19 protein-coding genes, 1 tRNA gene and 1 riboswitch are annotated in these 21,069 nt (G+C 50.9%); of the genes, 12 read left to right on the top strand and 8 right to left on the bottom strand.

What is annotated here, in order from left to right; all coding sequences use genetic code 11:
* Positions 1-20: 20 nt before the first annotated feature.
* The 3 genes from KP22_RS21495 (at position 21) to KP22_RS04675 (ending at position 1,659) form a co-directional block, all read left to right on the top strand.
* Positions 21-488 carry a YchJ family protein gene (locus tag KP22_RS21495; RefSeq protein ID WP_072012536.1) on the top strand — a complete coding sequence of 156 codons (468 nt, stop codon included), beginning with the start codon at positions 21-23 and terminating at the stop codon, positions 486-488.
* Positions 489-571: 83 nt separating this feature from the next.
* Positions 572-1,420 carry a formyltetrahydrofolate deformylase gene (gene purU, locus KP22_RS04680; RefSeq protein WP_039300057.1) on the top strand — a complete coding sequence of 283 codons (849 nt, stop codon included), beginning with the start codon at positions 572-574 and terminating at the stop codon, positions 1,418-1,420.
* Between the two features lie 154 nt (positions 1,421-1,574).
* Positions 1,575-1,659, top strand: a tRNA-Tyr gene (locus tag KP22_RS04675).
* A 310-nt stretch (positions 1,660-1,969) separates the two neighbouring features.
* Here the strand turns inward: KP22_RS04675 and KP22_RS04670 are convergent.
* The gene (locus KP22_RS04670; RefSeq protein WP_039300060.1) at positions 1,970-2,596 is read right to left on the bottom strand and encodes a trimeric intracellular cation channel family protein; all 627 of its coding nucleotides are present in this window, start codon (positions 2,594-2,596) and stop codon (positions 1,970-1,972) included.
* A 21-nt stretch (positions 2,597-2,617) separates the two neighbouring features.
* Positions 2,618-2,713: riboswitch (glycine riboswitch) on the bottom strand.
* 277 nt (positions 2,714-2,990) lie between these two features.
* Here KP22_RS04670 and xthA point away from each other — a divergent pair.
* Positions 2,991-3,803: an exodeoxyribonuclease III gene (xthA, locus tag KP22_RS04665; protein ID WP_039300063.1), complete on the top strand. Its 813-nt coding sequence runs from the start codon at positions 2,991-2,993 to the stop codon at positions 3,801-3,803.
* Between the two features lie 160 nt (positions 3,804-3,963).
* Here the strand turns inward: xthA and KP22_RS04660 are convergent, their stop codons facing one another.
* From KP22_RS04660 to KP22_RS04650, 3 genes are all read right to left on the bottom strand, one after another.
* Positions 3,964-4,254 carry a DUF1496 domain-containing protein gene (locus KP22_RS04660; RefSeq protein WP_039300066.1) on the bottom strand — a complete coding sequence of 97 codons (291 nt, stop codon included), beginning with the start codon at positions 4,252-4,254 and terminating at the stop codon, positions 3,964-3,966.
* A complete protein-coding gene (locus tag KP22_RS04655) occupies positions 4,251-6,176 on the bottom strand; it encodes a DNA topoisomerase III (RefSeq protein WP_039300069.1) in 1,926 nt (641 codons plus the stop codon). The genes KP22_RS04660 and KP22_RS04655 overlap by 4 nt, the downstream gene beginning before the upstream one ends.
* Positions 6,177-6,272: 96 nt before the next feature.
* A complete protein-coding gene (locus tag KP22_RS04650; RefSeq protein ID WP_039300071.1) occupies positions 6,273-6,824 on the bottom strand; it encodes an NAD(P)H nitroreductase in 552 nt (183 codons plus the stop codon).
* Positions 6,825-7,091: 267 nt separating this feature from the next.
* Between KP22_RS04650 and sppA the strand changes: the two genes are divergently transcribed.
* The 3 genes from sppA to pncA all read left to right on the top strand — a co-directional run bounded on the left by sppA (position 7,092) and on the right by pncA (position 10,862).
* Complete coding sequence (gene sppA, locus KP22_RS04645) at positions 7,092-8,942, top strand: signal peptide peptidase SppA (protein WP_039300073.1); 1,851 nt, start codon at positions 7,092-7,094, stop codon at positions 8,940-8,942.
* A 233-nt stretch (positions 8,943-9,175) separates the two neighbouring features.
* Positions 9,176-10,195, top strand: coding sequence for an asparaginase (ansA, locus tag KP22_RS04640; protein WP_039322718.1), 1,020 nt, complete (start codon positions 9,176-9,178; stop codon positions 10,193-10,195).
* Positions 10,196-10,214: 19 nt separating this feature from the next.
* Positions 10,215-10,862, top strand: coding sequence for a bifunctional nicotinamidase/pyrazinamidase (gene pncA, locus KP22_RS04635; protein ID WP_039300078.1), 648 nt, complete (start codon positions 10,215-10,217; stop codon positions 10,860-10,862).
* 50 nt (positions 10,863-10,912) lie between these two features.
* On the opposite strand, the gene KP22_RS04630 is transcribed toward pncA, so the two are convergent.
* Entirely contained in the window at positions 10,913-11,191 is a 279-nt protein-coding gene (locus KP22_RS04630; RefSeq protein ID WP_039322716.1) for a YeaC family protein, read from the bottom strand.
* 129 nt (positions 11,192-11,320) lie between these two features.
* Entirely contained in the window at positions 11,321-11,740 is a 420-nt protein-coding gene (msrB, locus tag KP22_RS04625) for a peptide-methionine (R)-S-oxide reductase MsrB (RefSeq protein ID WP_039300083.1), read from the bottom strand.
* Between the two features lie 343 nt (positions 11,741-12,083).
* On the opposite strand from msrB, the gene gapA reads away from it, so the two are divergent.
* Together gapA and KP22_RS04615 are read left to right on the top strand one after the other, a co-directional pair.
* Positions 12,084-13,079 (top strand): glyceraldehyde-3-phosphate dehydrogenase, encoded by a 996-nt coding sequence (gene gapA, locus KP22_RS04620; protein WP_039300086.1) that lies wholly within the window; start codon positions 12,084-12,086, stop codon positions 13,077-13,079.
* 107 nt (positions 13,080-13,186) lie between these two features.
* Entirely contained in the window at positions 13,187-14,056 is an 870-nt protein-coding gene (locus KP22_RS04615; protein WP_039322713.1) for a D-hexose-6-phosphate mutarotase, read from the top strand.
* A 181-nt stretch (positions 14,057-14,237) separates the two neighbouring features.
* Here KP22_RS04615 and KP22_RS04610 read toward each other — a convergent pair whose 3' ends face one another.
* A complete protein-coding gene (locus tag KP22_RS04610; protein WP_039300089.1) occupies positions 14,238-15,089 on the bottom strand; it encodes an aldo/keto reductase in 852 nt (283 codons plus the stop codon).
* 115 nt (positions 15,090-15,204) lie between these two features.
* Positions 15,205-15,954 carry a MipA/OmpV family protein gene (locus tag KP22_RS04605; RefSeq protein ID WP_039300092.1) on the bottom strand — a complete coding sequence of 250 codons (750 nt, stop codon included), beginning with the start codon at positions 15,952-15,954 and terminating at the stop codon, positions 15,205-15,207.
* Between the two features lie 454 nt (positions 15,955-16,408).
* On the opposite strand from KP22_RS04605, the gene yeaG reads away from it, so the two are divergent.
* The 3 genes from yeaG to KP22_RS04590 all read left to right on the top strand — a co-directional run bounded on the left by yeaG (position 16,409) and on the right by KP22_RS04590 (position 20,994).
* Positions 16,409-18,343 carry a protein kinase YeaG gene (gene yeaG / locus KP22_RS04600; RefSeq protein ID WP_039300095.1) on the top strand — a complete coding sequence of 645 codons (1,935 nt, stop codon included), beginning with the start codon at positions 16,409-16,411 and terminating at the stop codon, positions 18,341-18,343.
* Between the two features lie 36 nt (positions 18,344-18,379).
* Positions 18,380-19,654 (top strand): YeaH/YhbH family protein, encoded by a 1,275-nt coding sequence (locus tag KP22_RS04595; protein ID WP_039301080.1) that lies wholly within the window; start codon positions 18,380-18,382, stop codon positions 19,652-19,654.
* Positions 19,655-19,794: 140 nt separating this feature from the next.
* Entirely contained in the window at positions 19,795-20,994 is a 1,200-nt protein-coding gene (locus KP22_RS04590) for a multidrug effflux MFS transporter (protein WP_039300097.1), read from the top strand.
* Positions 20,995-21,069 lie beyond the last annotated feature (75 nt).

The raw sequence follows: 21,069 nt of genomic DNA, 5'->3' as shown, positions 1-21,069 counted from the left end.
AATTTTCTTGAGGAGACGTTTTGTCAGAATCTTGCCCCTGTTGCAGTGGATTGCAGTATAACGCTTGCTGCCAACCCTACCTCACGCATGCCGCCACAGCGGCCGAGCCCGCTATCTTAATGAGATCGCGCTATACCGCCTACGTCAAACACGATGTCGACTACCTGATCGCCACCTGGTATCCCGATCTCAAACCCGAGAAATGGCGAGAATCTCTCACTGAAAGCTGTCACAATTCACAGTGGCTCGGTCTCACTATACTGGCAACGGCTCCCGGAAAAACACCCGATGAAGGCTATGTGGAATTTGCCGCTCGTTTTATATCGGAAATCGACAGCCAGCGCACAGAAGTAATGCGAGAACGCTCACGCTTCCTTCGCCAGCATAATCGCTGGTACTATATAGACGGCGTTCATTTGCAGACAGGAAGAAATGAAGCTTGCCCGTGTGGTTCCGGTAAAAAATACAAAAAGTGTTGCGGACAATAGAACACAGGCAGTCGCCCATGCAGCCTTATTGCTGCGTAACCATAAGATCGATATTTTAGTTTTTGGACAGGATCCACTCGCTCATGCAATCCCAAAATATACAAAGAAAAGTATTACGAACCATTTGCCCCGACGCAAAAGGGCTCATCGCGAAAATTACGAATATTTGTTATAAGCACGAACTGAACATCGTGCAGAACAATGAGTTTGTCGATCACCGCACTGGACGCTTTTTCATGCGGACCGAGTTGGAAGGGATTTTCAATGACACCACGCTGTTAGCGGATCTGGATGGCGCGCTTCCTGAAGGATCTTCTCGCGAATTAACCGCAGCAGGTCGTCGTCGCATCGTCGTTTTGGTGACGAAAGAAGCTCACTGCCTGGGCGATCTGTTGATGAAAAGCGCGTATGGCGGTCTGGATGTCGAAATCGCTGCCGTCATCGGCAACCACGATACATTACAGACGCTGGTCGAGCGGTTTGATATTCCTTTCCATTTGGTCAGCCATGAAGGGCTGACTCGCGAAGAGCACGATCAACAGATGATCGCGCAGATCGATCAATACAAACCCGATTACGTCGTGCTGGCGAAATACATGCGAGTACTGACACCGGCGTTTGTTCAGCACTATCCGAATCAGGTGATCAACATTCACCATTCGTTCTTACCCGCTTTTATCGGTGCCCGTCCGTACCACCAGGCATACGAACGCGGTGTGAAAATCATTGGCGCGACAGCTCACTACGTCAACGATAATTTGGATGAAGGCCCGATCATCATGCAGGACGTCATTCATGTCGACCATACGTACTCGGGTGATGACATGATGCGTGCAGGCCGCGACGTTGAGAAAAATGTCCTGAGCCGGGCGCTGTACCGTGTGCTGGCACAGCGTGTTTTTGTCTACGGTAACCGCACTATTATTCTGTAATTGGTTGATCCGACATCTTTTTGTATAAGGATACGCCGAACGGAATAAAAAAACGGCAGATGCATTTATTTTTGATATATACCGCTTTACAGGGGCGTGGCATTTGATATGATGCGCCCCGCTTGAAGCGAAAGCGTCTTGCAGCAAGGCCAGTGGTGGGGTTCCCGAGCGGCCAAAGGGAGCAGACTGTAAATCTGCCGTCACAGACTTCGAAGGTTCGAATCCTTCCCCCACCACCATTTCAAAGTAACAACTCTGAATTACATCCCAACACCAAAGCATCAGATTCCCATCAGGGGAAGGTGAGAACCTTCGACCAAGGTTCGACAAAACCGGAACGGTTTTGAGCAACGCTTAGCGTTATTTATCCCCCACCGCCACTTGTACCAATAATTTGCACAATATTATGGGATGGGGAAAGATACCCTTACGCTTAATACCGATCGTTTAAGGATCGAGATACCGGGGCTACCACAGAGTGAGGCATCCCTACGGGAACCTCATCACCGTGTTTCCCCTAAATCCATGCTTAAGTGACTGGCATTACCCTTACGCCTTTCCTTTCCAGCGGCCCGGAACATAAGAGAAAACGGGTAGCTGCCATGACCAGCGAATTGCTGCCAATCGCACAGCCAGACCGATAGAGAATGACGCTAGCAGGTTAATATCGTGATTGATATTAAGCGATTTCAGACCCAGATATAAAAGTGCAACTAAAAGTGAGACGCTGGCATACAGCTCTTTCTTCAACACCATTGGCGTACGGTTACAGAAGATATCACGCAATATGCCACCGAAAATCCCGGTCACAATCCCCGCCATGACGACTACTGTCATCGAATAATTCAGCTTCAGCGCCACATTGCAGCCAATAATGGTAAAAGCAATGAGCCCCATAGCATCAAGCACCAGGAAGAGACGATGTAAATGATGCATGAAGCGCGCAATGATAATCGTGAAAAGACCTGCACCAATGGTGAGGTAAATATAACCGGGATGCTGCGTCCAACCGATGGGGTAATTACCGAGGAGAATATCGCGAACGGTGCCGCCGCCAAGCGCGGTAATGAAGGCAATCATGCCAACGCCAAAAATATCCATATTCCGACGCCCGGCGGCCAGCGCCCCGGACATCCCTTCTGCCGTAATCGCGATCAGATAGATGTAAGTCAGCACACAAGTTATCCTGTGAAATGTGCCACTCCCTCTGTCCGCTTTACCTGAGAGTTTACGCAGCAAAGCTGCTTGCCCCTTCGGTGGGTTGCATCGCAACCTCTCTCCAGTTGGCTTCAATGGAATTCGCAGTTAGGGTAGCCTGAGCGATTATGGGAGTTTGCGCCTTCGGCGGAGCGTTATAATGCGCCCTCTCTCCTGCGAGGTGCGGAGTATAACGGTCGATTAGCCTCGTGTTCAACTGAATATAAGTGAATCTTATTCTCAACGATTTTTATCTGCGTGCACCGTTCCTAACATCGCCCATTTTCCCAGTAAGAAAGCGCGTCGTCGCCGTGACGCCACACGCCATTTTCTGCTACCATCTGGTCACATTTTTTAGCGAATGGCAGCGAACATGAAAGTTGTATCTTTTAATATCAATGGCCTGCGGGCGCGCCCTCATCAGTTGGCCGCTATTATCGAACAACATCAGCCGGATGTGATCGGGTTGCAGGAAACAAAAGTCCACGATGACATGTTTCCGTTAGAGGATGTCAGCAAGTACGGCTACCACGTTTATTATCACGGGCAGAAGGGTCACTACGGCGTCGCACTGCTGTGTAAAGAGCAGCCGATTGCAGTCCGTCGCGGTTTCCCAACGGATGAAGAGGATGCGCAGCGTCGGATCATCATGGCAGATTTCGCCACCGAGCACGGCCCTCTTACGGTAGTAAACGGATATTTCCCGCAGGGAGAAAGCCGCGATCATCCTGTGAAATTCCCGGCCAAGACGCGCTTCTATCAAGATCTGCAAACTTATCTGGAACAGCACCACAGCGCGACGCAGCCTCTGATTGTGATGGGCGATGTGAATATCAGCCCTACCGATCTGGATATTGGGATCGGTGAAGAGAACCGCAAGCGCTGGCTACGCACCGGTAAATGTTCTTTCTTACCCGAAGAGCGTGAATGGATGGCACGTTTGCAAGGTTGGGGGCTCGTCGATACCTTCCGTGCAGCCAACCCAGATAACAATGACCGTTTCTCGTGGTTTGACTATCGCTCTTCTGGGTTTGATGATAACCGCGGTCTGCGTATTGATCTCATTCTCGCCAGTACCTTCCTCGCTGAACGCTGTGTCGCAACGGGTATTGATTACAATATTCGAGGAATGGAGAAACCTTCCGACCATGCGCCGATCTGGGCACAGTTTGCTTTGTCGCACTAACTACCGTGTAAAAAAATGCATCGCGTGAAAATAATGTGTTGTAGAAGTAGTACGTTGTAAAAAAGCGCGCGGTAAAAATGACATCACCGCTGGGCATCAAAACCACAGCGGTGATTAACATCAACAGTCGTGTTGGATATCATGCCTTCTTAATTCACGGTTACTGCTTAATCAATTGCCAAATCCGATTGTTCGTTCCCAGCGTCTGTTTGTCCTGCACACATTGTAGAATCACCCCTTCGACCTTTACCACCGCGCCTTCAGAATAGTTACGGTTTTCATACACACAACAGCGCAGGCAGTTATTGCTTTGCTCACGTCCCGTCGTCCCTGCTCCCCACACTTCCGGTGGAACGGGAACGACAATATCCGTTCCGCCGCGGTTAGCCTGCGCCAGCGTGGGCAGCACCAGCATCACACTGGCGAAACACAAAGATACTAACGATTTCATTGATTCTGCTCCTTCGCTTTTTTAGCCTGAGGCTTGCGCCGCTTTGAAGCACCCGACGGCGGTGCAGAAAGCCCTTTGAACGCTCTCACCGCACCGTTTTGTTTCGCTTGCTGAATCAGCTCCTGCAAGGAATTCGTCAGCGGTTGCATAAAATCCTGATAGCGACATTTCTTTTCGCTGATCTGCGTCAACGTGGCTTCCCAATGTGCGGTCATATCAGGATGCGCCGCACTCACAGGCAGCGAGTGAATTAATGCTCGCCCCGCTTCACTCGCGTGAATATAGCGCGCTTTTTTAAACAGAAATGTCCGCTTAAACAATAGTTCGATGATACCTGCACGCGTCGCCTCTGTGCCTAAACCATCGGTCGCCCGCAGGATTTTCTTTAACTCTTTATCCTGCACAAAACGTGCAATACCCGTCATCGCCGATAATAGCGTCGCATCGGTAAAAGGTCGCGGTGGCTGAGTTTGGCGCGCAACCACCTCACCGCGTTCACACAATAATTCATCACCCTTTGCCACCACGGGCAACGGCATGCCTTCGTTTTCTTCGTCTCGCTCTTTGCCGCCTAGCAACGTTCGCCAACCAGCCTCAGCAAGAAATCGTGCTTTGGCAATAAATTTACCGCCCGCAATATCCAGTTCAATAACACATTTACGAAACACGGCATCCGGGCAGAACTGCATAATGTACTGCCGCGCGACTAGACCATATACCTTGCGTTCATTCTCCGTCAGCGAAGCATATGCGCTACGGGCTGTGGGAATAATCGCGTGGTGAGCATCGACCTTACCATCGTCCCAGCAGCGGTTGCGCCGATCGATATCCATAACCGGCTGCGGCAAGAGGTCAGGCTGATGTACAGCGATCGCATTCAAGACGGCATGACGCCCGGCAAAATGTTCTTCTGGCAGATAACGACTGTCAGAACGCGGGTACGTGATCAATTTATGGGTTTCATACAGCTTCTGACACACGTCCAGTACCTGCTGCGCGCTAAGCCCGAAACGCTTCGCGGCTTCAATCTGTAGCGTTGAGAGCGAATAAGGCAGCGGCGCGGTTTCCGACTCCCGCTTATCATTATAGCTGGTGACGAACGCGGGCTGACCTTCGATGCGTTTAACGACGTGATCCGCCAGAGAACGATGCAGTAAGCGCCCTTCTTCATCTTGATAAGGCTCACAAGATTCGCTGGGCTGCCAGATAGCGACAAAGCGTTCATCGGCTGGCGTCACGATGTGGGCTTTAACTTCAAAGTAATCTTTGGAAACGAAGTTTTCTATCTCTTCATCTCGCCGCACCACCAGCCCCAGCACAGGTGTTTGCACGCGACCAACCGACAGTACGCCATCATAGCCAGCGTTGCGCCCTAATATCGTATAGGCGCGTGTCATATTAATGCCGTAGAGCCAATCGGCACGGGAACGAGCCAATGCCGACACGCACAAGGGAATGAACTCTCTGTTCTCACGCAAGCGAGAAACGGCACGCTCAACCGCCTGTGGGTTGAGATCGTTGATCAGGCAACGACGTACCTGCTGGCGTTTCTCTTCTGGTAGGGAAAGGTATTCCAGTACTTCATCAACCAGCAGTTGTCCTTCACGATCGGGGTCTCCCGCGTGAATCACTTCGGTGGCATCATTCAGGAGTTTTTTTATGGCGTTCAACTGCTTGCTGACCGAGGGTCGAGGTTGTAACAGCCATTTTTGAGGAATGATAGGTAGGTCGGCGAGAGACCAGCGGGCGTAGCGCGCATCATAAACATCCGGCTGCGCCTGCTCCAGCAGGTGCCCTACGCACCACGTCACGACATCATGTTGACCGCAGGCAATAAAACCATCGCCGCGTCGATGCGGTTTGGGTAACACGTCTGCAATCGCCCGTGCGAGGCTGGGCTTTTCGGCAATAAAAAGTCGCATTATTCACCATCAAGCAGACTAGGCATTTCCCGCGTAAGCCGCGGGAAAGCACGCTGTAAAACGAGTGGAAAGTCGATATTATTCAAAAGATGGCGATCAGAAGTAGTGAACAAACGCGTCGGTATCAAGCGGCGTGACCGTGGTCGATGCTTTCAACTGTGGTGTCCCCAGATAGAGGAAACCGACAATTTCATCCTGCTCACGACAGTTGAATGCTTCACGCACCAGCGTATTGTGCGTCCAAGCACCGCTACGCCAGATGCCATTAAAGCCTTGCGCCAATGCTGCCATCTGCATCGCCTGAACGGCGCAACCTGCGGAGACAATTTGCTCCCAGAGCGGGACTTTCGGGTTCTCTTCACAATGCGCAACAACGGTAATAATCAGCGGTGCCCGATAAGGAGCCTGACGAGCTTTGTCGATACCGGCTTCGTCCAGACCGTCCTGCCGCGCCGCACGGGTCAGCAACGTGCTAAAACGATCCAGACCCTCATTTTCGATCATAAAAAAGCGCCACGGTTGTATCGCACCATGATCCGGCGCACGCATACCAGCGTGGATAATGTTATTCAATGCGTCACCTGTCGGTGCTGGCGCGGTCAGGCGCGAGGCCGAACGACGATTCAATAGCAATTCAAGAGCATCCATCGCACATCTCCTGTCTGGCAATATAATTTCTGCGGCACACCCATTCCTGCGATAGAAACGACTGTATGGCAACGTTGCGCGCCACGTTAGCACAAGTAGAAGTTTTGTTACAAGATAACCCCGACAGGGCGCGCTTCCACGGTGATTTAATGCTGACTTTTTACTGTCCGCTCATTAGGATACTATCACTCCTTGTGCTTCACCACTTGCCAGAGGGCGAGTTGAAGGACGTAGGGCACACGCTGTTTACCCGTTCATGGAGATATCATGCGCACATTGTGGCGAATTTTTAGCAGTTTTTTTAAGTGGACATGGCGTCTGCTTAATTTTATCAGAGAATTTATTCTCAATATTTTCCTTATCGCGCTGATTTTGGCTGGCGTTGGGATTTACTCACAGGTAAAAACAACGCCGGAAGAGGCCACGAAAGGGGCATTGCTGGTCGATTTAACGGGCGTGGTGGTTGATCAACCGACCGTCAACAATAAGCTGCGTCAATTAGGGCGCGAATTTTTCGGCGCGTCGAACAACCGCCGTCAGGAAAACTCACTGTTTGATATCGTCGACAGTATTCGTCAGGCGAAAGGCGACAACAATATTACGGGAATGGTGCTGGACCTCAGCGATTTTACCGGTGCCGATCAGCCGTCTCTGCAATATATCGGTAAGGCGCTACGTGAATTTCGCGATAGCGGTAAACCTATTTATGCCGTTGGCGATAGCTACAACCAGTCTCAATACTATTTAGCCAGTTTTGCCAATACGGTGTCATTAACGCCACAGGGCAGTGTTGATCTACATGGTTTCGCGACCAACAACCTCTACTTCAAATCCATGCTCGACAAGTTGAAAGTGACCACCAATATCTTCCGTGTGGGAACCTATAAATCAGCGGTTGAGCCATATCTGCGTGACGACATGTCACCTGCTGCGCGAGATGCCGATGGCCGTTGGATTAACGCTCTGTGGCAGCAGTATTTAAATACGGTTTCCGCCAATCGTCAGATTACACCTCAGCAGCTCTTCCCTGGTGCAACCAATATTATTGCGGGTTTGCAGGCCGTTCAGGGTGATACCGCACGCTACGCGCTGGATAACAAACTGGTCGATGAAGTAGCATCACGTTCCATGACCGAACAATCGCTGGTTAAAGCGTTCGGCTGGAATAGCCAGAAGAACAACTTTAATTTCATCAGCATCTACGACTACACCATCAAACCAACAGTGCAAAATAACAACCAGATCGCGGTTGTCTTTGCCAATGGTGCAATTATTGATGGCCAGGAAACGCCGGGAATGGTCGGTGGTGACACCACGGCAGCACAAATTCGTGCCGCGCGCCTCGATCCTAAAGTCAAAGCACTGGTGCTGCGCGTCAATAGCCCTGGCGGTAGCGTCACGGCATCGGAACTGATTCGATCAGAACTGATGGCACTTCGTCTGGCGGGTAAACCGATCGTGGTATCCATGGGCGGTATGGCAGCATCGGGCGGTTATTGGATCTCAACGCCGGCGAACGCCATTATCTCCAGCGCCAGTACGCTAACAGGCTCTATCGGTATTTTTGGCGTGATTACCACGTTCGAAGATTCCCTGGAAAATCTTGGCGTCCACACGGATGGTGTTGCCACCTCCCCGCTGGCCGATCTGTCGATCACGAAATCGCTGCCGCCTGAATTCTCGCAGATGATGCAGTTGAGTATCGAACGCGGTTATAAGAACTTCATCGATATCGTGGCACAGGCACGTAAGAAAACGCCGGAACAAATCGATCAGATCGCGCAAGGGCACGTCTGGGTCGGTAGCGATGCGAAAGAAAATGGTTTGGTCGATCAGATCGGTGATTTTGATGATGCCGTGAAGAAGGCCGCTGAGCTAGCAAAACTGGGACAATATCAATTGAACTGGTATGCCGAACAACCGGGTCTGCTCGATACAATGCTGAATCAAGTGAACGCTTCTGTTTACGCCCTGCTGCCCGTTGCCGTTCAGTCCATGTTGCCCGCACCGGTCGCACAGTTAGCGGAAGTTGTGCGTTCACAGCCGTCGATCATGAATAACCTGAACGACCCGCAGAACCGATACGCATTTTGTCTCACCTGCGGAGACGTCCGGTAGCGTTTACAGTAGCAGCCCATATGTACCCTAAATAATTCGAGTTGCGTGAAGGCGGCGACCGAACGAATCCCCAGGAGCTTACACCAGTAAGTGACTGGGGTGAGTAAGAGAAGCCAACGCACAAGCAGCTTGAAGTATGACGGGTATAGCCCGGTAATAGTCATTGCTTATGATAGTATTATCGGGCTGTTTTCCCCTCTATAATTCTCGGTTTAATCCTGACGCGTACCATCATGCAAAAGAAATCCATTTATGTCGCCTATACGGGCGGCACCATTGGCATGCAGCGTTCTGCCAATGGCTATGTCCCTGTATCCGGTCATTTACAGCAGCAATTAGCAAAAATGCCCGAATTCCACCGCGAAGAGATGCCTTCGTTCACGATTCATGAGTATGACCCGCTGATCGATTCATCTGACATGACGCCAGCAGATTGGCAATCCATCGCGGACGATATTCAAACACACTACGATGATTACGACGGCTTTGTGATTCTGCATGGCACTGACACAATGGCGTTCACCGCCTCTGCGCTTTCGTTTATGCTGGAAAACCTTGCCAAGCCGGTTATCGTGACAGGGTCACAAATTCCGTTAGCGGAATTGCGTTCTGACGGCCAGACAAATCTACTGAACGCACTATACGTTGCCGCCAATCATCCAATTAACGAAGTCGCCCTCTTCTTCAATAACAAACTGTTACGCGGCAACCGCACTACCAAAGCCCATGCGGATGGTTTTGATGCCTTTGCATCCCCTAATTATCCACCGCTACTGGAAGCCGGTATCCATATTCGTCGGCTGGCACCCACCGTGGAATGCAGCAACTGTCCGCCGCTGAACGTCCATCACATTACGCCGCAGCCTATTGGGGTGATTACGATTTACCCCGGCATTTCTGCCGATGTCATCAGCAATTTCCTCCGTCAGCCCGTAAAGGCGCTTATCTTGCGCTCCTACGGCGTTGGCAACGCGCCGCAAAGCCCTGGGCTGCTGCATGAGTTACGTAAAGCCTCCGCGCGCGGCATTGTAGTCGTCAATTTGACTCAGTGTATTTCCGGGCGTGTGAATATGGGCGGTTATGCGACAGGCAATGCGCTGGCGCATGCAGGGGTAATCAGTGGCTTTGACATGACCGTTGAGGCTGCATTGACCAAACTGCATTACCTACTGAGCCAACAAGATTTAAGTGCCGATGAAGTTCGCCAGTTGATGCAGCAAAACCTGCATGGGGAATTGAGCGATAAAAATTGAGTCAATCACGGGGTAGATAATGAAAAAAGCATTGCTATTAATTGATTTACAAAATGATTTTTGTCCCGGAGGCGCCTTAGCCGTTAATGAGGGCGACCGCGTCATTGAGGTAGCCAATCATGCTATGGAGGCCTGCGTAACCGCTGGCGTCGCGGTGATTGCCAGTCAGGATTGGCACCCAGCTAACCACGGCAGCTTTGCCGTTAACGCAAATACAAAGGTCGGAGAAATCGGTGAACTAAACGGGTTGCCGCAGATCTGGTGGCCCGTTCACTGTGTGCAGGGAACAACCGGGGCTGATTTTCATCCGGCACTTAATCAGTCCGCCATTCAGTGGGTCGTACAAAAAGGGACTCAACCAGAGATCGATAGCTATAGCGCTTTTTTCGATAACGGACATCGGGTGAAAACCGAATTGGATGCGTGGCTACACGCCAACCACATCACCCATTTGACCATTCTGGGGCTGGCGACCGATTATTGCGTCAAGTTTAGCGTGCTGGATGCGATTGCGCTGGGCTATCACACTGAAGTCTTGGTGGATGGCTGTCGTGGCGTGAACCTTTCGTCCAATGACAGCGAATCTGCGTTACGGGAAATGGTGCAGCGTGGGGCGATATTGATGGATATGGCGCAGTTTCTTACGACACTGCCTTCTGCTCGTTAGCATCCTGCCGTCCAAAATAGCGGCAGCCGTTACGGCTGCCTGCTCACGTTTTACGCGTCGGGTTTAAGCGTAACAATCGCATCAGAACCGTTAAACTGGCGCTTCAGTTCCTGCTTACTCTTCATCACAATTTCGCCATTGGTGCCAATCGTCATGTGCTCAGCCTGTTCGTTATGGCGAGCCTGCCACATCATCACCATTTGCAGGCAGTTTTCTTTCTGTTCAGCCGTCAGCGCGACACCGTCTGGCCATTTGCCCAACTCTACCGCCGTGACTAACCGTTGGTAGATTTCTGGCGTCATGGCGTCCATCAAATCATTGAGTTCCATATCCGGTTTCTACTCCGAGAGAAGTCAGATTCATTACTGGATTCCTGTTTTTAACAGTGTTCCACAGTAGCTGAATCGTTTAAAGCTAACCACCATCAGCCTGTCACTGCCACACCTATCGCAAACCGATTATCCGTCAACACGTTCGCCATCAACATCGTCGATAAAGCTCAGCGAAGCTGAATTCACGCAATAGCGTTCGCCAGTGGTTTTCGGGCCATCAGGGAAAACGTGTCCCAGGTGTGCATCACACTGCCCGCAGCGAATCTCGATACGGCGCATATTGTGTGATTCATCTTCCAGATAGCGAACCGCCTCTGAGGAGACAGGCTGATCGAAGCTTGGCCAGCCACATCCGGAATCATATTTGCTGTCGGAATAAAACAGCGGTGCCTGACAGCACAGGCAGTGATAAACGCCTGTGCGCTTGTTATGCAGCAATTTGCCTGAAAACGCAGGCTCCGTACCGCGTTGCTGGGTGACATAGCGCTGCATCTCTGTCATTTCAGTATTGTCGGGCGGGGTACGCGAAGCAAAATCGTTAGTCATGGAAGTCTCACAGCGGGTGATATCAATTCAATCAACTGTTGATTATAACAAAAAATTAACAACTTAACAGGCTGTTCTAACCTAATATTAGGAATGTTATTAGCATGAGTATTTAATTGTGACGCACGTCACATATTACGATAACACAGGCTTTATATGATGCTTTTCGCCCTCATATCAGTCTTAGATGTTACTTAGTTACAGAGTCGAGCGGTTTTCGCACAAAGTTTGGTCATAGGTTTGACTTACAGCAACTATTGACACGATTCCGCTTGACGCTCAGCAAGGTTTTTGTAATTTTACAACCAACCTTTTATTCACAAACCAATAGCTGGTGGAATATATGACTATCAAAGTAGGTATCAACGGTTTTGGCCGTATCGGCCGTATTGTTTTCCGCGCTGCACAAGAGCGTTCTGACATCGAGATCGTTGCAATCAACGACCTGTTAGACGCCGAATACATGGCGTATATGCTGAAGTACGACTCAACCCATGGTCGTTTCAACGGCACCGTTGAAGTTAAAGATGGCCACCTGGTTGTTAACGGTAAAACCATTCGTGTTACCGCAGAGCGCGATCCTGCAAACCTGAAGTGGAACGAAGTCAACGTTGATATCGTTGCTGAAGCAACTGGTCTGTTCCTGACTGACGAAACTGCACGTAAACACATCGCTGCTGGTGCCAAGAAAGTCGTTCTGACTGGTCCATCTAAAGATGATACCCCAATGTTCGTTATGGGCGTAAACCACAAAGCTTACGCTGGTCAGGATATCGTTTCTAACGCATCTTGCACCACTAACTGTCTGGCTCCGCTGGCAAAAGTTATCAACGACAAATTCGGTATCGTTGAAGCACTGATGACCACCGTTCACGCAACGACTGCAACGCAAAAAACCGTTGATGGCCCGTCTCATAAAGACTGGCGCGGCGGCCGCGGTGCATCACAGAACATCATCCCATCTTCTACCGGTGCGGCTAAAGCAGTAGGTAAAGTTATTCCTGAGCTGAACGGCAAACTGACTGGTATGGCGTTCCGCGTTCCTACCCCTAACGTTTCTGTTGTTGACCTGACTGCTCGTCTGGAAAAACCAGCTTCTTACAAAGAAGTTTGTGCAGCAATCAAAGCCGCTGCTGAAGGCGAACTGAAAGGCGTTCTGGGTTACACCGAAGACGACGTTGTTTCTACCGATTTCAACGGTGAAAAACTGACTTCTGTGTTCGATGCCAAAGCGGGTATCGCACTGAACGACAACTTTGTGAAACTGGTTTCGTGGTACGACAACGAAACGGGTTACTCAAACAAAGTTCTGGATCTGATCGCTCACATTTCTAAATAAGCATCAGCGATGATTCGGTGAAAAAAGGGCGACGTAATGTCGCCCTTTTTTATTGTTAATTGCAGATTTCTTTTGAAAACGAAAAACAATCAAAAAAAGGCACTATCATGCATAACACAATTTTCTCACTCCCCGTCACTAAGCAAATTAGCGCAACCCTCAGCCAGCGTCAGTTGGACCAATTACCCATCATCGTCGTTGATCATCCTGAGGTTCGCGCAGCCGTTGCATTACAAGGGGCACATCTGCTCAGTTGGCAACCGACACACGAAAAGCCAGTGCTTTGGCTGAGCGACAAGACGCCTTTTACTCATCACGTTGCTATTCGCGGCGGTGTACCAATCTGTTTCCCTTGGTTTGGCCCCTTCGCCGAACCTAACCATGGTTTTGCCCGCCTGCTGCCGTGGGAATTTACCGCTCACAGCGAAGATGAGCACGGCGTGCAACTCACATTCACGCTGCGCGATAACGAAGAAACACGTAAACGTTGGCCACATGAATTCACACTCATCGCCCGCTTCAAGCTGGGCAAGGAGTGCGGTATTGAACTGGAAGCACATGGCGATTACAGCATTACCAGCGCGCTGCACACCTATTTCAACATCGGCGACATCAGCGCTATTCGCATTGCCGGTTTGGGTGAGTCATTCATTGATAAGGTCAATCAGGGCAAACTGGCAACACAGCAAGGTGACCTAGTCTTTACCGATCGTACAGACCGTATCTATACCCAGCCACAGGATACCAGCGTGGTACATGACGCCGTCCTGAAACGTACGATTGAAGTCCACCATACGCACCATAGCGATGTGGTGTCATGGAACCCTGGTGCAGAACTTTCTCGTACGATTAGCGACATGCCGGATGAGGGATATAAAACGTTCGTCTGCGTGGAGACCGCGCGGATTAATCAACCGTTTATCGCCTCCGCCAACGCTCCGGCTCGTCTGGCGACAGTTATCCGTATCAAGAAATAACCACCGTCACTGCATATACCCTAAATAATTCGAGTTGCAGGAAGGCGGCAAACGCACGAATCCCCAGGAGTTTACACAAGTAAGTGACTGGGGTGAGTAAGAGAAGCCAACGCACATGCGGCTTGAAGTATGACGGGTATATCGCCATACACCCGATTCTGCAAATACTCCCTTCGCTTCGCTACATCACATCCAGATGCTGTTTACGCGTTGGTGGTGGGAAGGCCTGATCTAATTGCGCAATATCCTCCGCAGACAACAGCACGTTCAGCGCTGTCGCATTTTCCTGAACATGCTTTACAGAACTTGCTTTTGGAATCGCAATCACACCCGACTGACGAATCGCCCACGCCAATAGAAGCTGAGCTGCCGTAATACCGTGTTCGCGTGCAATGCGATTCACCACTGGATGTGAGAATAATCCACCACGCAAGCGCCCTGCTTGCGCCAGCGGGCAATACGCCATCACAGGAAGCTGCTGTTGCTGACACCACGGCAACAAATCAAATTCAATGCCGCGCGATGCCAAATGGTAGAGCACCTGATTGGTCATGCAGCGCTGCCCGCCGTTTAGCGACCACAGCTCCTGCATATCCTCAAGATCAAGATTGGATACGCCCCACTGAGCAATTTTACCTGCCTTCTGCAACCGCTCCATCGCCGCAATGGTATCGACTAACGGGATACCACCGCGCCAGTGCAGCAGATACAAATCAATACGCTCGGTTTGCAGTCGCTTCAGGCTGTGTTCACACGCCTGTATCGCGTTTTCACCTCCCGCATTGTGCGGATAGACTTTCGATACCAGATAAACACTGTCACGACGGCCACGTATCGCTTCCCCGACGACATCCTCCGCCCTGCCTTCTGCGTACATTTCTGCGGTATCAATCAACGTTAAACCAAGGTCGATACCCGCTTGCAGCGCTGTCACTTCCTGCGCTTTCATTCGGGCATCTTCCCCCATGTACCACGTTCCCTGACCGATTGCCGGTACGCGGGTGTCATCTGGAAAACGAATCACTTTTGTCATGAACCTTCCCTTATTTACCATCAACGTAACATGGCGCTTGGTGCACCATAAATGTGCAAATGGGGTGATATCACCCCATTATTGTACGGCAGATGCACCATGCTTACGAAAAGCATCAGAAGCGGTAGCTGACGCCTGCGCTCATTAAGATGCTGTGGTTACTATCAACGATAGGGCTGTCTTTCATTTCGTCAGACAAACGCGTGTAACGACCGACGGCCCAGGCACTCCAGCTTTGGTTAATCTGATAGCCCGCGCTCAGTTCAAGATATGGCGCCCAGCCATCATCAGGGCTGTACTGGTTAAAGCCAGAACGCGAAGATTCTTGCGCACTTACACCGTAGTAATACTGGTTCATGTTTTCACTAAACCAGGTCGCACCAATACCGGGGGTGATGCTCAGATCGCCCATTGAGAAGCGGTAAAGGTAAGCGGTGTCCCACGCAAAACCGTTACTGTAATCCAGCGTATCGCCTGCCAGCACAGTACGAATTTCCCCCCAGTCGGCAGTATGACGATAAGCCGCGCCAGCCATTAGCGTACCGCGACGTTTATCCAACTGTTTCATACGCAGATCGTCGCTATCTCCCGGTTTAAAACCTAAAGGCAGGTAGTAAGCCGTTAGAGAGAAGCGATTTACGCCATCATTCCACAGGTAGTATCCACCGCCCAACCCGCGGAAATAAAAATTTTCACTTTCATAATTCAGTACAGGAAGCGGATAAACGTCATTATCAACACCACGGTACACGGACGTTGAGCCCGTAGCACCAAGGCCCAGAGAGACATCTGCGGCATAGGCTGAAGGCAGGACCACAGCACCAGAAATGAGCGCGGCCAGCACACATAGTTGAGGTTTTTTCACAGTTTTCTATTTCCTATTACAGATTAATATCATGAAACATGATAAGCCAATTACACACGTTCGCGTTCAGGTTATATAAAAATAACATTAACGAATAACCTATATATTCGATAGGTTTTACGTGCGCTAACGTCGGTAATAGGCGGTGTCCTTAAGGCTGAGAGCCTATTAACTGTAATGTTACATGGATTTTCCTGAAAGTGAGTCATTGAAATATCTTAAAAATACGTCCGTGGACTAGAGGAAATTTTACGGATGCAAACTACGCTTTAATACAGAAGGTGACGTCTTCCTGACCAGCAGGTATGAATAAAATCACGAGCCCTGACGCGACAAGTTGGCATAAGGGTTGCTGGATTCAAAAGACTTCTTCTTTCGGAGGGCAATACATTAATAGGCATATATTTCACACGCTCTCTTAATCTGTGCTAATCGACGAAGGACGGGCATCGCTATGAACATATTTGATCACTACCGCCAGCGCTACGACGCTGCCAAGGACGAAGAGTTCACTCTGCAGGAATTCCTTACCATCTGTCAGCAGGATCGCAATGCTTATGCGAATGCGGCTGAACGATTGTTAACGGCTATCGGTGAGCCTGTAATGGTGGATACCGCCCAAGAATCACGAATGTCACGCCTATTCTCGAACCGGGTCATTGCCCGCTATCCTGCTTTTGAAGAATTTTACGGTATGGAAGAGGCTATAGAGCAGATTGTCTCTTATCTGAAACATGCCGCGCAGGGATTGGAAGAGAAGAAACAGATTCTGTATCTGTTGGGACCGGTGGGCGGCGGGAAATCCTCTCTGGCTGAACGCCTGAAAGCGCTGATGCAGCGCGTGCCCATTTACATTCTCAGCGCCAACGGCGAACGCAGCCCGGTAAATGACCATCCGCTCTGCCTGTTCAACCCGCAGGAAGATGCTGGGATACTTGAGAAAGAGTACACGATTCCACGGCGCTACCTCGGCACAATAATGTCGCCGTGGGCCGCCAAACGCCTCCAGGAATTCGGCGGCGACATTTCCAAGTTCAGAGTCGTCAAAGTCTGGCCATCAATTCTGGCGCAAATCGGGATCGCGAAAACCGAACCGGGCGATGAAAACAATCAGGATATTTCGGCGCTGGTCGGTAAAGTCGATATCCGCAAGCTGGAACATTTTGCTCAGAACGATCCCGATGCCTACGGCTACTCCGGTGCATTATGCCGCGCGAACCAAGGCATTATGGAGTTCGTCGAGATGTTCAAGGCTCCCATCAAAGTGCTCCACCCGCTGCTGACCGCCACACAGGAAGGCAACTATAATGGAACGGAAGGCATTGCTGCCCTACCGTTCAACGGGATTATTCTGGCGCACTCCAACGAGTCCGAATGGGTGCAGTTCCGTAACAACAAGAACAATGAAGCGTTCCTCGACCGCGTATATATCGTGAAGGTGCCGTACTGCCTGCGCGTGTCTGAAGAAGTGAAAATCTACGATAAGCTGCTGGACCACAGCGAGCTGACGCATGCCCCTTGCGCGCCCGGCACGCTGGAAACGCTGGCTCGCTTCTCCATACTGTCGCGATTGAAAGATCCCGAGAACTCCAGTCTCTACTCCAAGATGCGGGTTTACGATGGTGAAAGCCTGAAAGATACCGATCCGAAAGCGAAGTCCTATCAGGAGTATCGCGACTACGCGGGTGTGGATGAAGGAATGAACGGTCTATCGACCCGCTTCGCCTTCAAGATTCTGTCACGCGTCTTTAACTTCGATCACAGCGAAGTCGCCGCCAACCCGGTACACCTGTTTTACGTACTGGAACAACAGATCGAACGCGAGCAGTTCCCGCAGGAGCTGGCAGAGAAATATCTGGAGCACCTGAAAGGCTATCTGACGCCGAAGTACGCCGAATTTATCGGTAAAGAGATCCAGACGGCCTATCTCGAATCCTATTCCGAATACGGACAGAATATTTTTGACCGTTATGTTACCTATGCGGATTTCTGGATTCAGGATCAGGAGTACCGTGATCCAGATACGGGTCAGCTGTTTGACCGTGAATCGCTGAACGCCGAGCTGGAAAAGATCGAGAAACCTGCGGGCATCAGTAATCCCAAAGACTTCCGTAACGAGATCGTCAACTTTGTCCTGCGCGCCCGCGCCAACAATAGCGGCCGGAATCCAAACTGGACCAGTTACGAGAAGCTGCGCACGGTTATCGAGAAGAAGATGTTCTCTAACACGGAAGAGCTGCTGCCTGTGATTTCGTTTAACACCAAAACCTCAACGGATGAACAGAAGAAACATGATGACTTCGTCGATCGTATGATGGAGAAAGGCTACACCCGGAAACAGGTTCGTTTGCTGTGCGAATGGTATCTGCGGGTGAGGAAATCATCATAATGACGTACGATGCTGGCAACAGCGTTTGGGGGAAACATGGCCTATTTTATTGATCGACGGCTGAACGGCAAAAACAAAAGCACGGTAAACCGCCAACGCTTTCTGCGCCGCTATAAGTCGCAAATAAAACAGTCGATTTCCGAGGCCATTAATAAGCGTTCGGTGACCGACATCGAAAGCGGGGAGTCGGTATCGATCCCCAATTCAGACATTAACGAACCGATGTTCCATCAGGGCCGTGGAGGACGCCGCCACCGCGTCCATCCAGGCAACGATCACTTCGTTCAGAACGACAAAATCGAGCGGCCACAAGGAGGTGGCGGCGGCGGTTCCGGTCAGGGGGATGCCAGTAAAGACGGCGAAGGCGAAGATGAATTTGTCTTTCAAATCTCCAAAGATGAATATCTGGATCTGCTATTTGAAGATCTGGCGCTGCCAAATCTGAAGAAGACCCAGCATCGGCAGATGACCGAGTACAAAACGCACCGCGCCGGGTACACCGCTAACGGTGTTCCTGCCAATATCAGCGTGGTGCGTTCTCTGCAAAACTCGCTGGCACGCCGTATGGCGATGACAGCGGGGAAACGCCGCACGTTGCATGAGTTGGAAGAGTCGCTGGACCAGTTGGCACATACCGAACCCGCACAATTGCTGGAGGAGGAACGGCTACGGCAGGAGATCGCCGAACTTCGCCAGAAAATCGCACGCGTGCCGTTTATTGATACGTTTGACCTACGCTACAAGAACTACGAGCGTCGGGCTGAACCGTCGAGTCAGGCCGTGATGTTCTGCTTGATGGACGTGTCCGGCTCGATGGATCAGGCGACGAAAGACATGGCGAAACGCTTTTATATTCTGCTGTACCTGTTCCTCAGCAGAAATTACAAAAACGTCGACGTTGTCTATATTCGCCACCACACGCAGGCTAAAGAGGTCGATGAACAGGAGTTCTTCTACTCTCAGGAAACTGGCGGCACCATTGTCTCCAGCGCGTTAAAGCTGATGGAGGAAGTGGTGCGAGAGCGTTACGACCCGTCACAGTGGAATATCTACGCGGCGCAGGCATCAGATGGCGATAACTGGGCTGATGATTCACCGCTGTGTCACCAGATTCTGGCGAATCAGCTCCTGCCAATGGTGCGTTACTACAGCTACATTGAAATCACCCGGCGTTCACACCAGACGCTCTGGCGCGAATACGAAACGCTGCGCAATACGTTTGGCAATTTCGCCATGCAGCATATTCGCGATCAGGATGATATCTACCCTGTCTTCCGTGAACTCTTCCGTAAACAAACCGTAGGACATTGAGCACATCTCAATCGGCCAGTTCACTGGCCGATTTCCTTTTTAAGTCGACCACAGTGACACCGTCACAAAGATAACACTTCCTTTCCGCCAGTGTGCGCATTACCCTGTCGAACCCATAAAACATAGATTTCTGTATTGTTATGCAACGATTTGTTCTGATTTTACTGACTCTGGTTCTACTCGGCCCTCTGGGCATTGACATCTATTTACCGCTTATTCCCGCCATTGCCGTGGCGCTGAACAGCCCGGAATCGCTGATTCAGTCCACCGTCGCCCTCTTTATTCTGGTTATGGGATTAGGCCAACTTCTGGCCGGACCGCTGGTCGATAAATATGGTCGCCGTCCAATGGCGCTGGCGGGCGTGGTGATCTACATCATCGGCGCGATCATGGGCGCACTGGCCACCAGCGCCACACTGTTCATCCTCTCACGTCTTTTTCAGGGCATCGCCGTGTGCTGCACCGCCGTTGCCATTTTCAGCAGCGTGCGTGACAAACTAAACGGCGATGATGCTGCCAGAACCTATGGTTTTCTTAACGGCACGCTGAACATTGTACCCGCGCTGGCACCGCTATTAGGCGGGCTTTTGGCTGAAGCCTTCGGCTGGCGTGCGCCCTTCTGGTTCCTCGCGGGCTACAGTATTCTGGTACTGGCACTCGTTATCCGCTTTCTGCCAGAAACACGCCCGGATTCAACCTTACCGGTGCACGGCTTGCCGCTGCGTCAATATGCCCGTCTTTTATCCGATCGCCACTTTCTGGGGTTCGCGTCAGTCAATGCCGGCGCAATGGGGATGGCGTTAACTTACGTCACCTTTTCCCCTGTAGTGTTAATGAACCAAGCGCAGCTCACGCCGCTTGAGTTTTCAATTGCCTTTGGCGCGAACGGTTTTTGGATCATGCTGGTCAGCTTCTTTGCGAACCGCATTATCCGCAAAGTCGGTCGGCCACGTTGCCTGGCTATCGGTAGCCTGCTGATGGGAGCAGGTTTTCTTTCGCTGCTTGGCAGTGTCGCGCTCTTACCGGAAGCGATGCAAGAGACCTGGCCAACCTACATGTTACCTGTTGCACTGGCCTGTGCAGGTCTGGCATTCCTGATCGGGCCATCCACCAGTTATGCGCTGGAGCCTTATTCTAATGAAGCGGGAATTGCGTCGGCGATGGTAGGATTTGTGCAAATGGCAGGCGGTGCCGCGTTAGGGTTGGGGGCGATGGCAATTCCTCTGCCGTCAAAAATATCACTGGCGCTGGTTATGCTCTGTGCCGCCCTGCTGGCGATACGCGCCCGCCTGCTCACGCGGCAACACAAAGGCAGCATTACGTCGCTGCCCCGCGCCTAATTCAAAACACCAAATACAGATACTCTAAATAATTAAAGTTTCAGGACAAAACGTTAACGTTTTGAACAACGCAAA

The organism is Pectobacterium betavasculorum, assembly GCF_000749845.1.
Classification (GTDB): Bacteria; Pseudomonadota; Gammaproteobacteria; order Enterobacterales; family Enterobacteriaceae; genus Pectobacterium; species Pectobacterium betavasculorum.
Note: the sequence above shows the minus strand (reverse complement) of the source record. Positions and strands in the feature narration are given on the sequence as shown.

Excerpts from the sequence above, each read along its gene's own strand:
- gapA (WP_039300086.1), top strand. The coding sequence starts at position 12,084 with ATGACTATCAAAGTAGGTATCAACGGTTTTGGCCGTATCGGCCGTATT.
- sppA (WP_039300073.1), top strand. The coding sequence starts at position 7,092 with ATGCGCACATTGTGGCGAATTTTTAGCAGTTTTTTTAAGTGGACATGG.
- KP22_RS04660 (WP_039300066.1), bottom strand. The coding sequence starts at position 4,254 with ATGAAATCGTTAGTATCTTTGTGTTTCGCCAGTGTGATGCTGGTGCTG.
- msrB (WP_039300083.1), bottom strand. The coding sequence starts at position 11,740 with ATGACTAACGATTTTGCTTCGCGTACCCCGCCCGACAATACTGAAATG.
- ansA (WP_039322718.1), top strand. The coding sequence starts at position 9,176 with ATGCAAAAGAAATCCATTTATGTCGCCTATACGGGCGGCACCATTGGC.
- pncA (WP_039300078.1), top strand. The coding sequence starts at position 10,215 with ATGAAAAAAGCATTGCTATTAATTGATTTACAAAATGATTTTTGTCCC.
- purU (WP_039300057.1), top strand. The coding sequence starts at position 572 with ATGCAATCCCAAAATATACAAAGAAAAGTATTACGAACCATTTGCCCC.
- KP22_RS04655 (WP_039300069.1), bottom strand. The coding sequence starts at position 6,176 with ATGCGACTTTTTATTGCCGAAAAGCCCAGCCTCGCACGGGCGATTGCA.
- KP22_RS04595 (WP_039301080.1), top strand. The coding sequence starts at position 18,380 with ATGGCCTATTTTATTGATCGACGGCTGAACGGCAAAAACAAAAGCACG.
- KP22_RS04610 (WP_039300089.1), bottom strand. The coding sequence starts at position 15,089 with ATGACAAAAGTGATTCGTTTTCCAGATGACACCCGCGTACCGGCAATC.
- KP22_RS04650 (WP_039300071.1), bottom strand. The coding sequence starts at position 6,824 with ATGGATGCTCTTGAATTGCTATTGAATCGTCGTTCGGCCTCGCGCCTG.
- yeaG (WP_039300095.1), top strand. The coding sequence starts at position 16,409 with ATGAACATATTTGATCACTACCGCCAGCGCTACGACGCTGCCAAGGAC.
- KP22_RS04630 (WP_039322716.1), bottom strand. The coding sequence starts at position 11,191 with ATGGAACTCAATGATTTGATGGACGCCATGACGCCAGAAATCTACCAA.
- xthA (WP_039300063.1), top strand. The coding sequence starts at position 2,991 with ATGAAAGTTGTATCTTTTAATATCAATGGCCTGCGGGCGCGCCCTCAT.
- KP22_RS04615 (WP_039322713.1), top strand. The coding sequence starts at position 13,187 with ATGCATAACACAATTTTCTCACTCCCCGTCACTAAGCAAATTAGCGCA.
- KP22_RS04590 (WP_039300097.1), top strand. The coding sequence starts at position 19,795 with ATGCAACGATTTGTTCTGATTTTACTGACTCTGGTTCTACTCGGCCCT.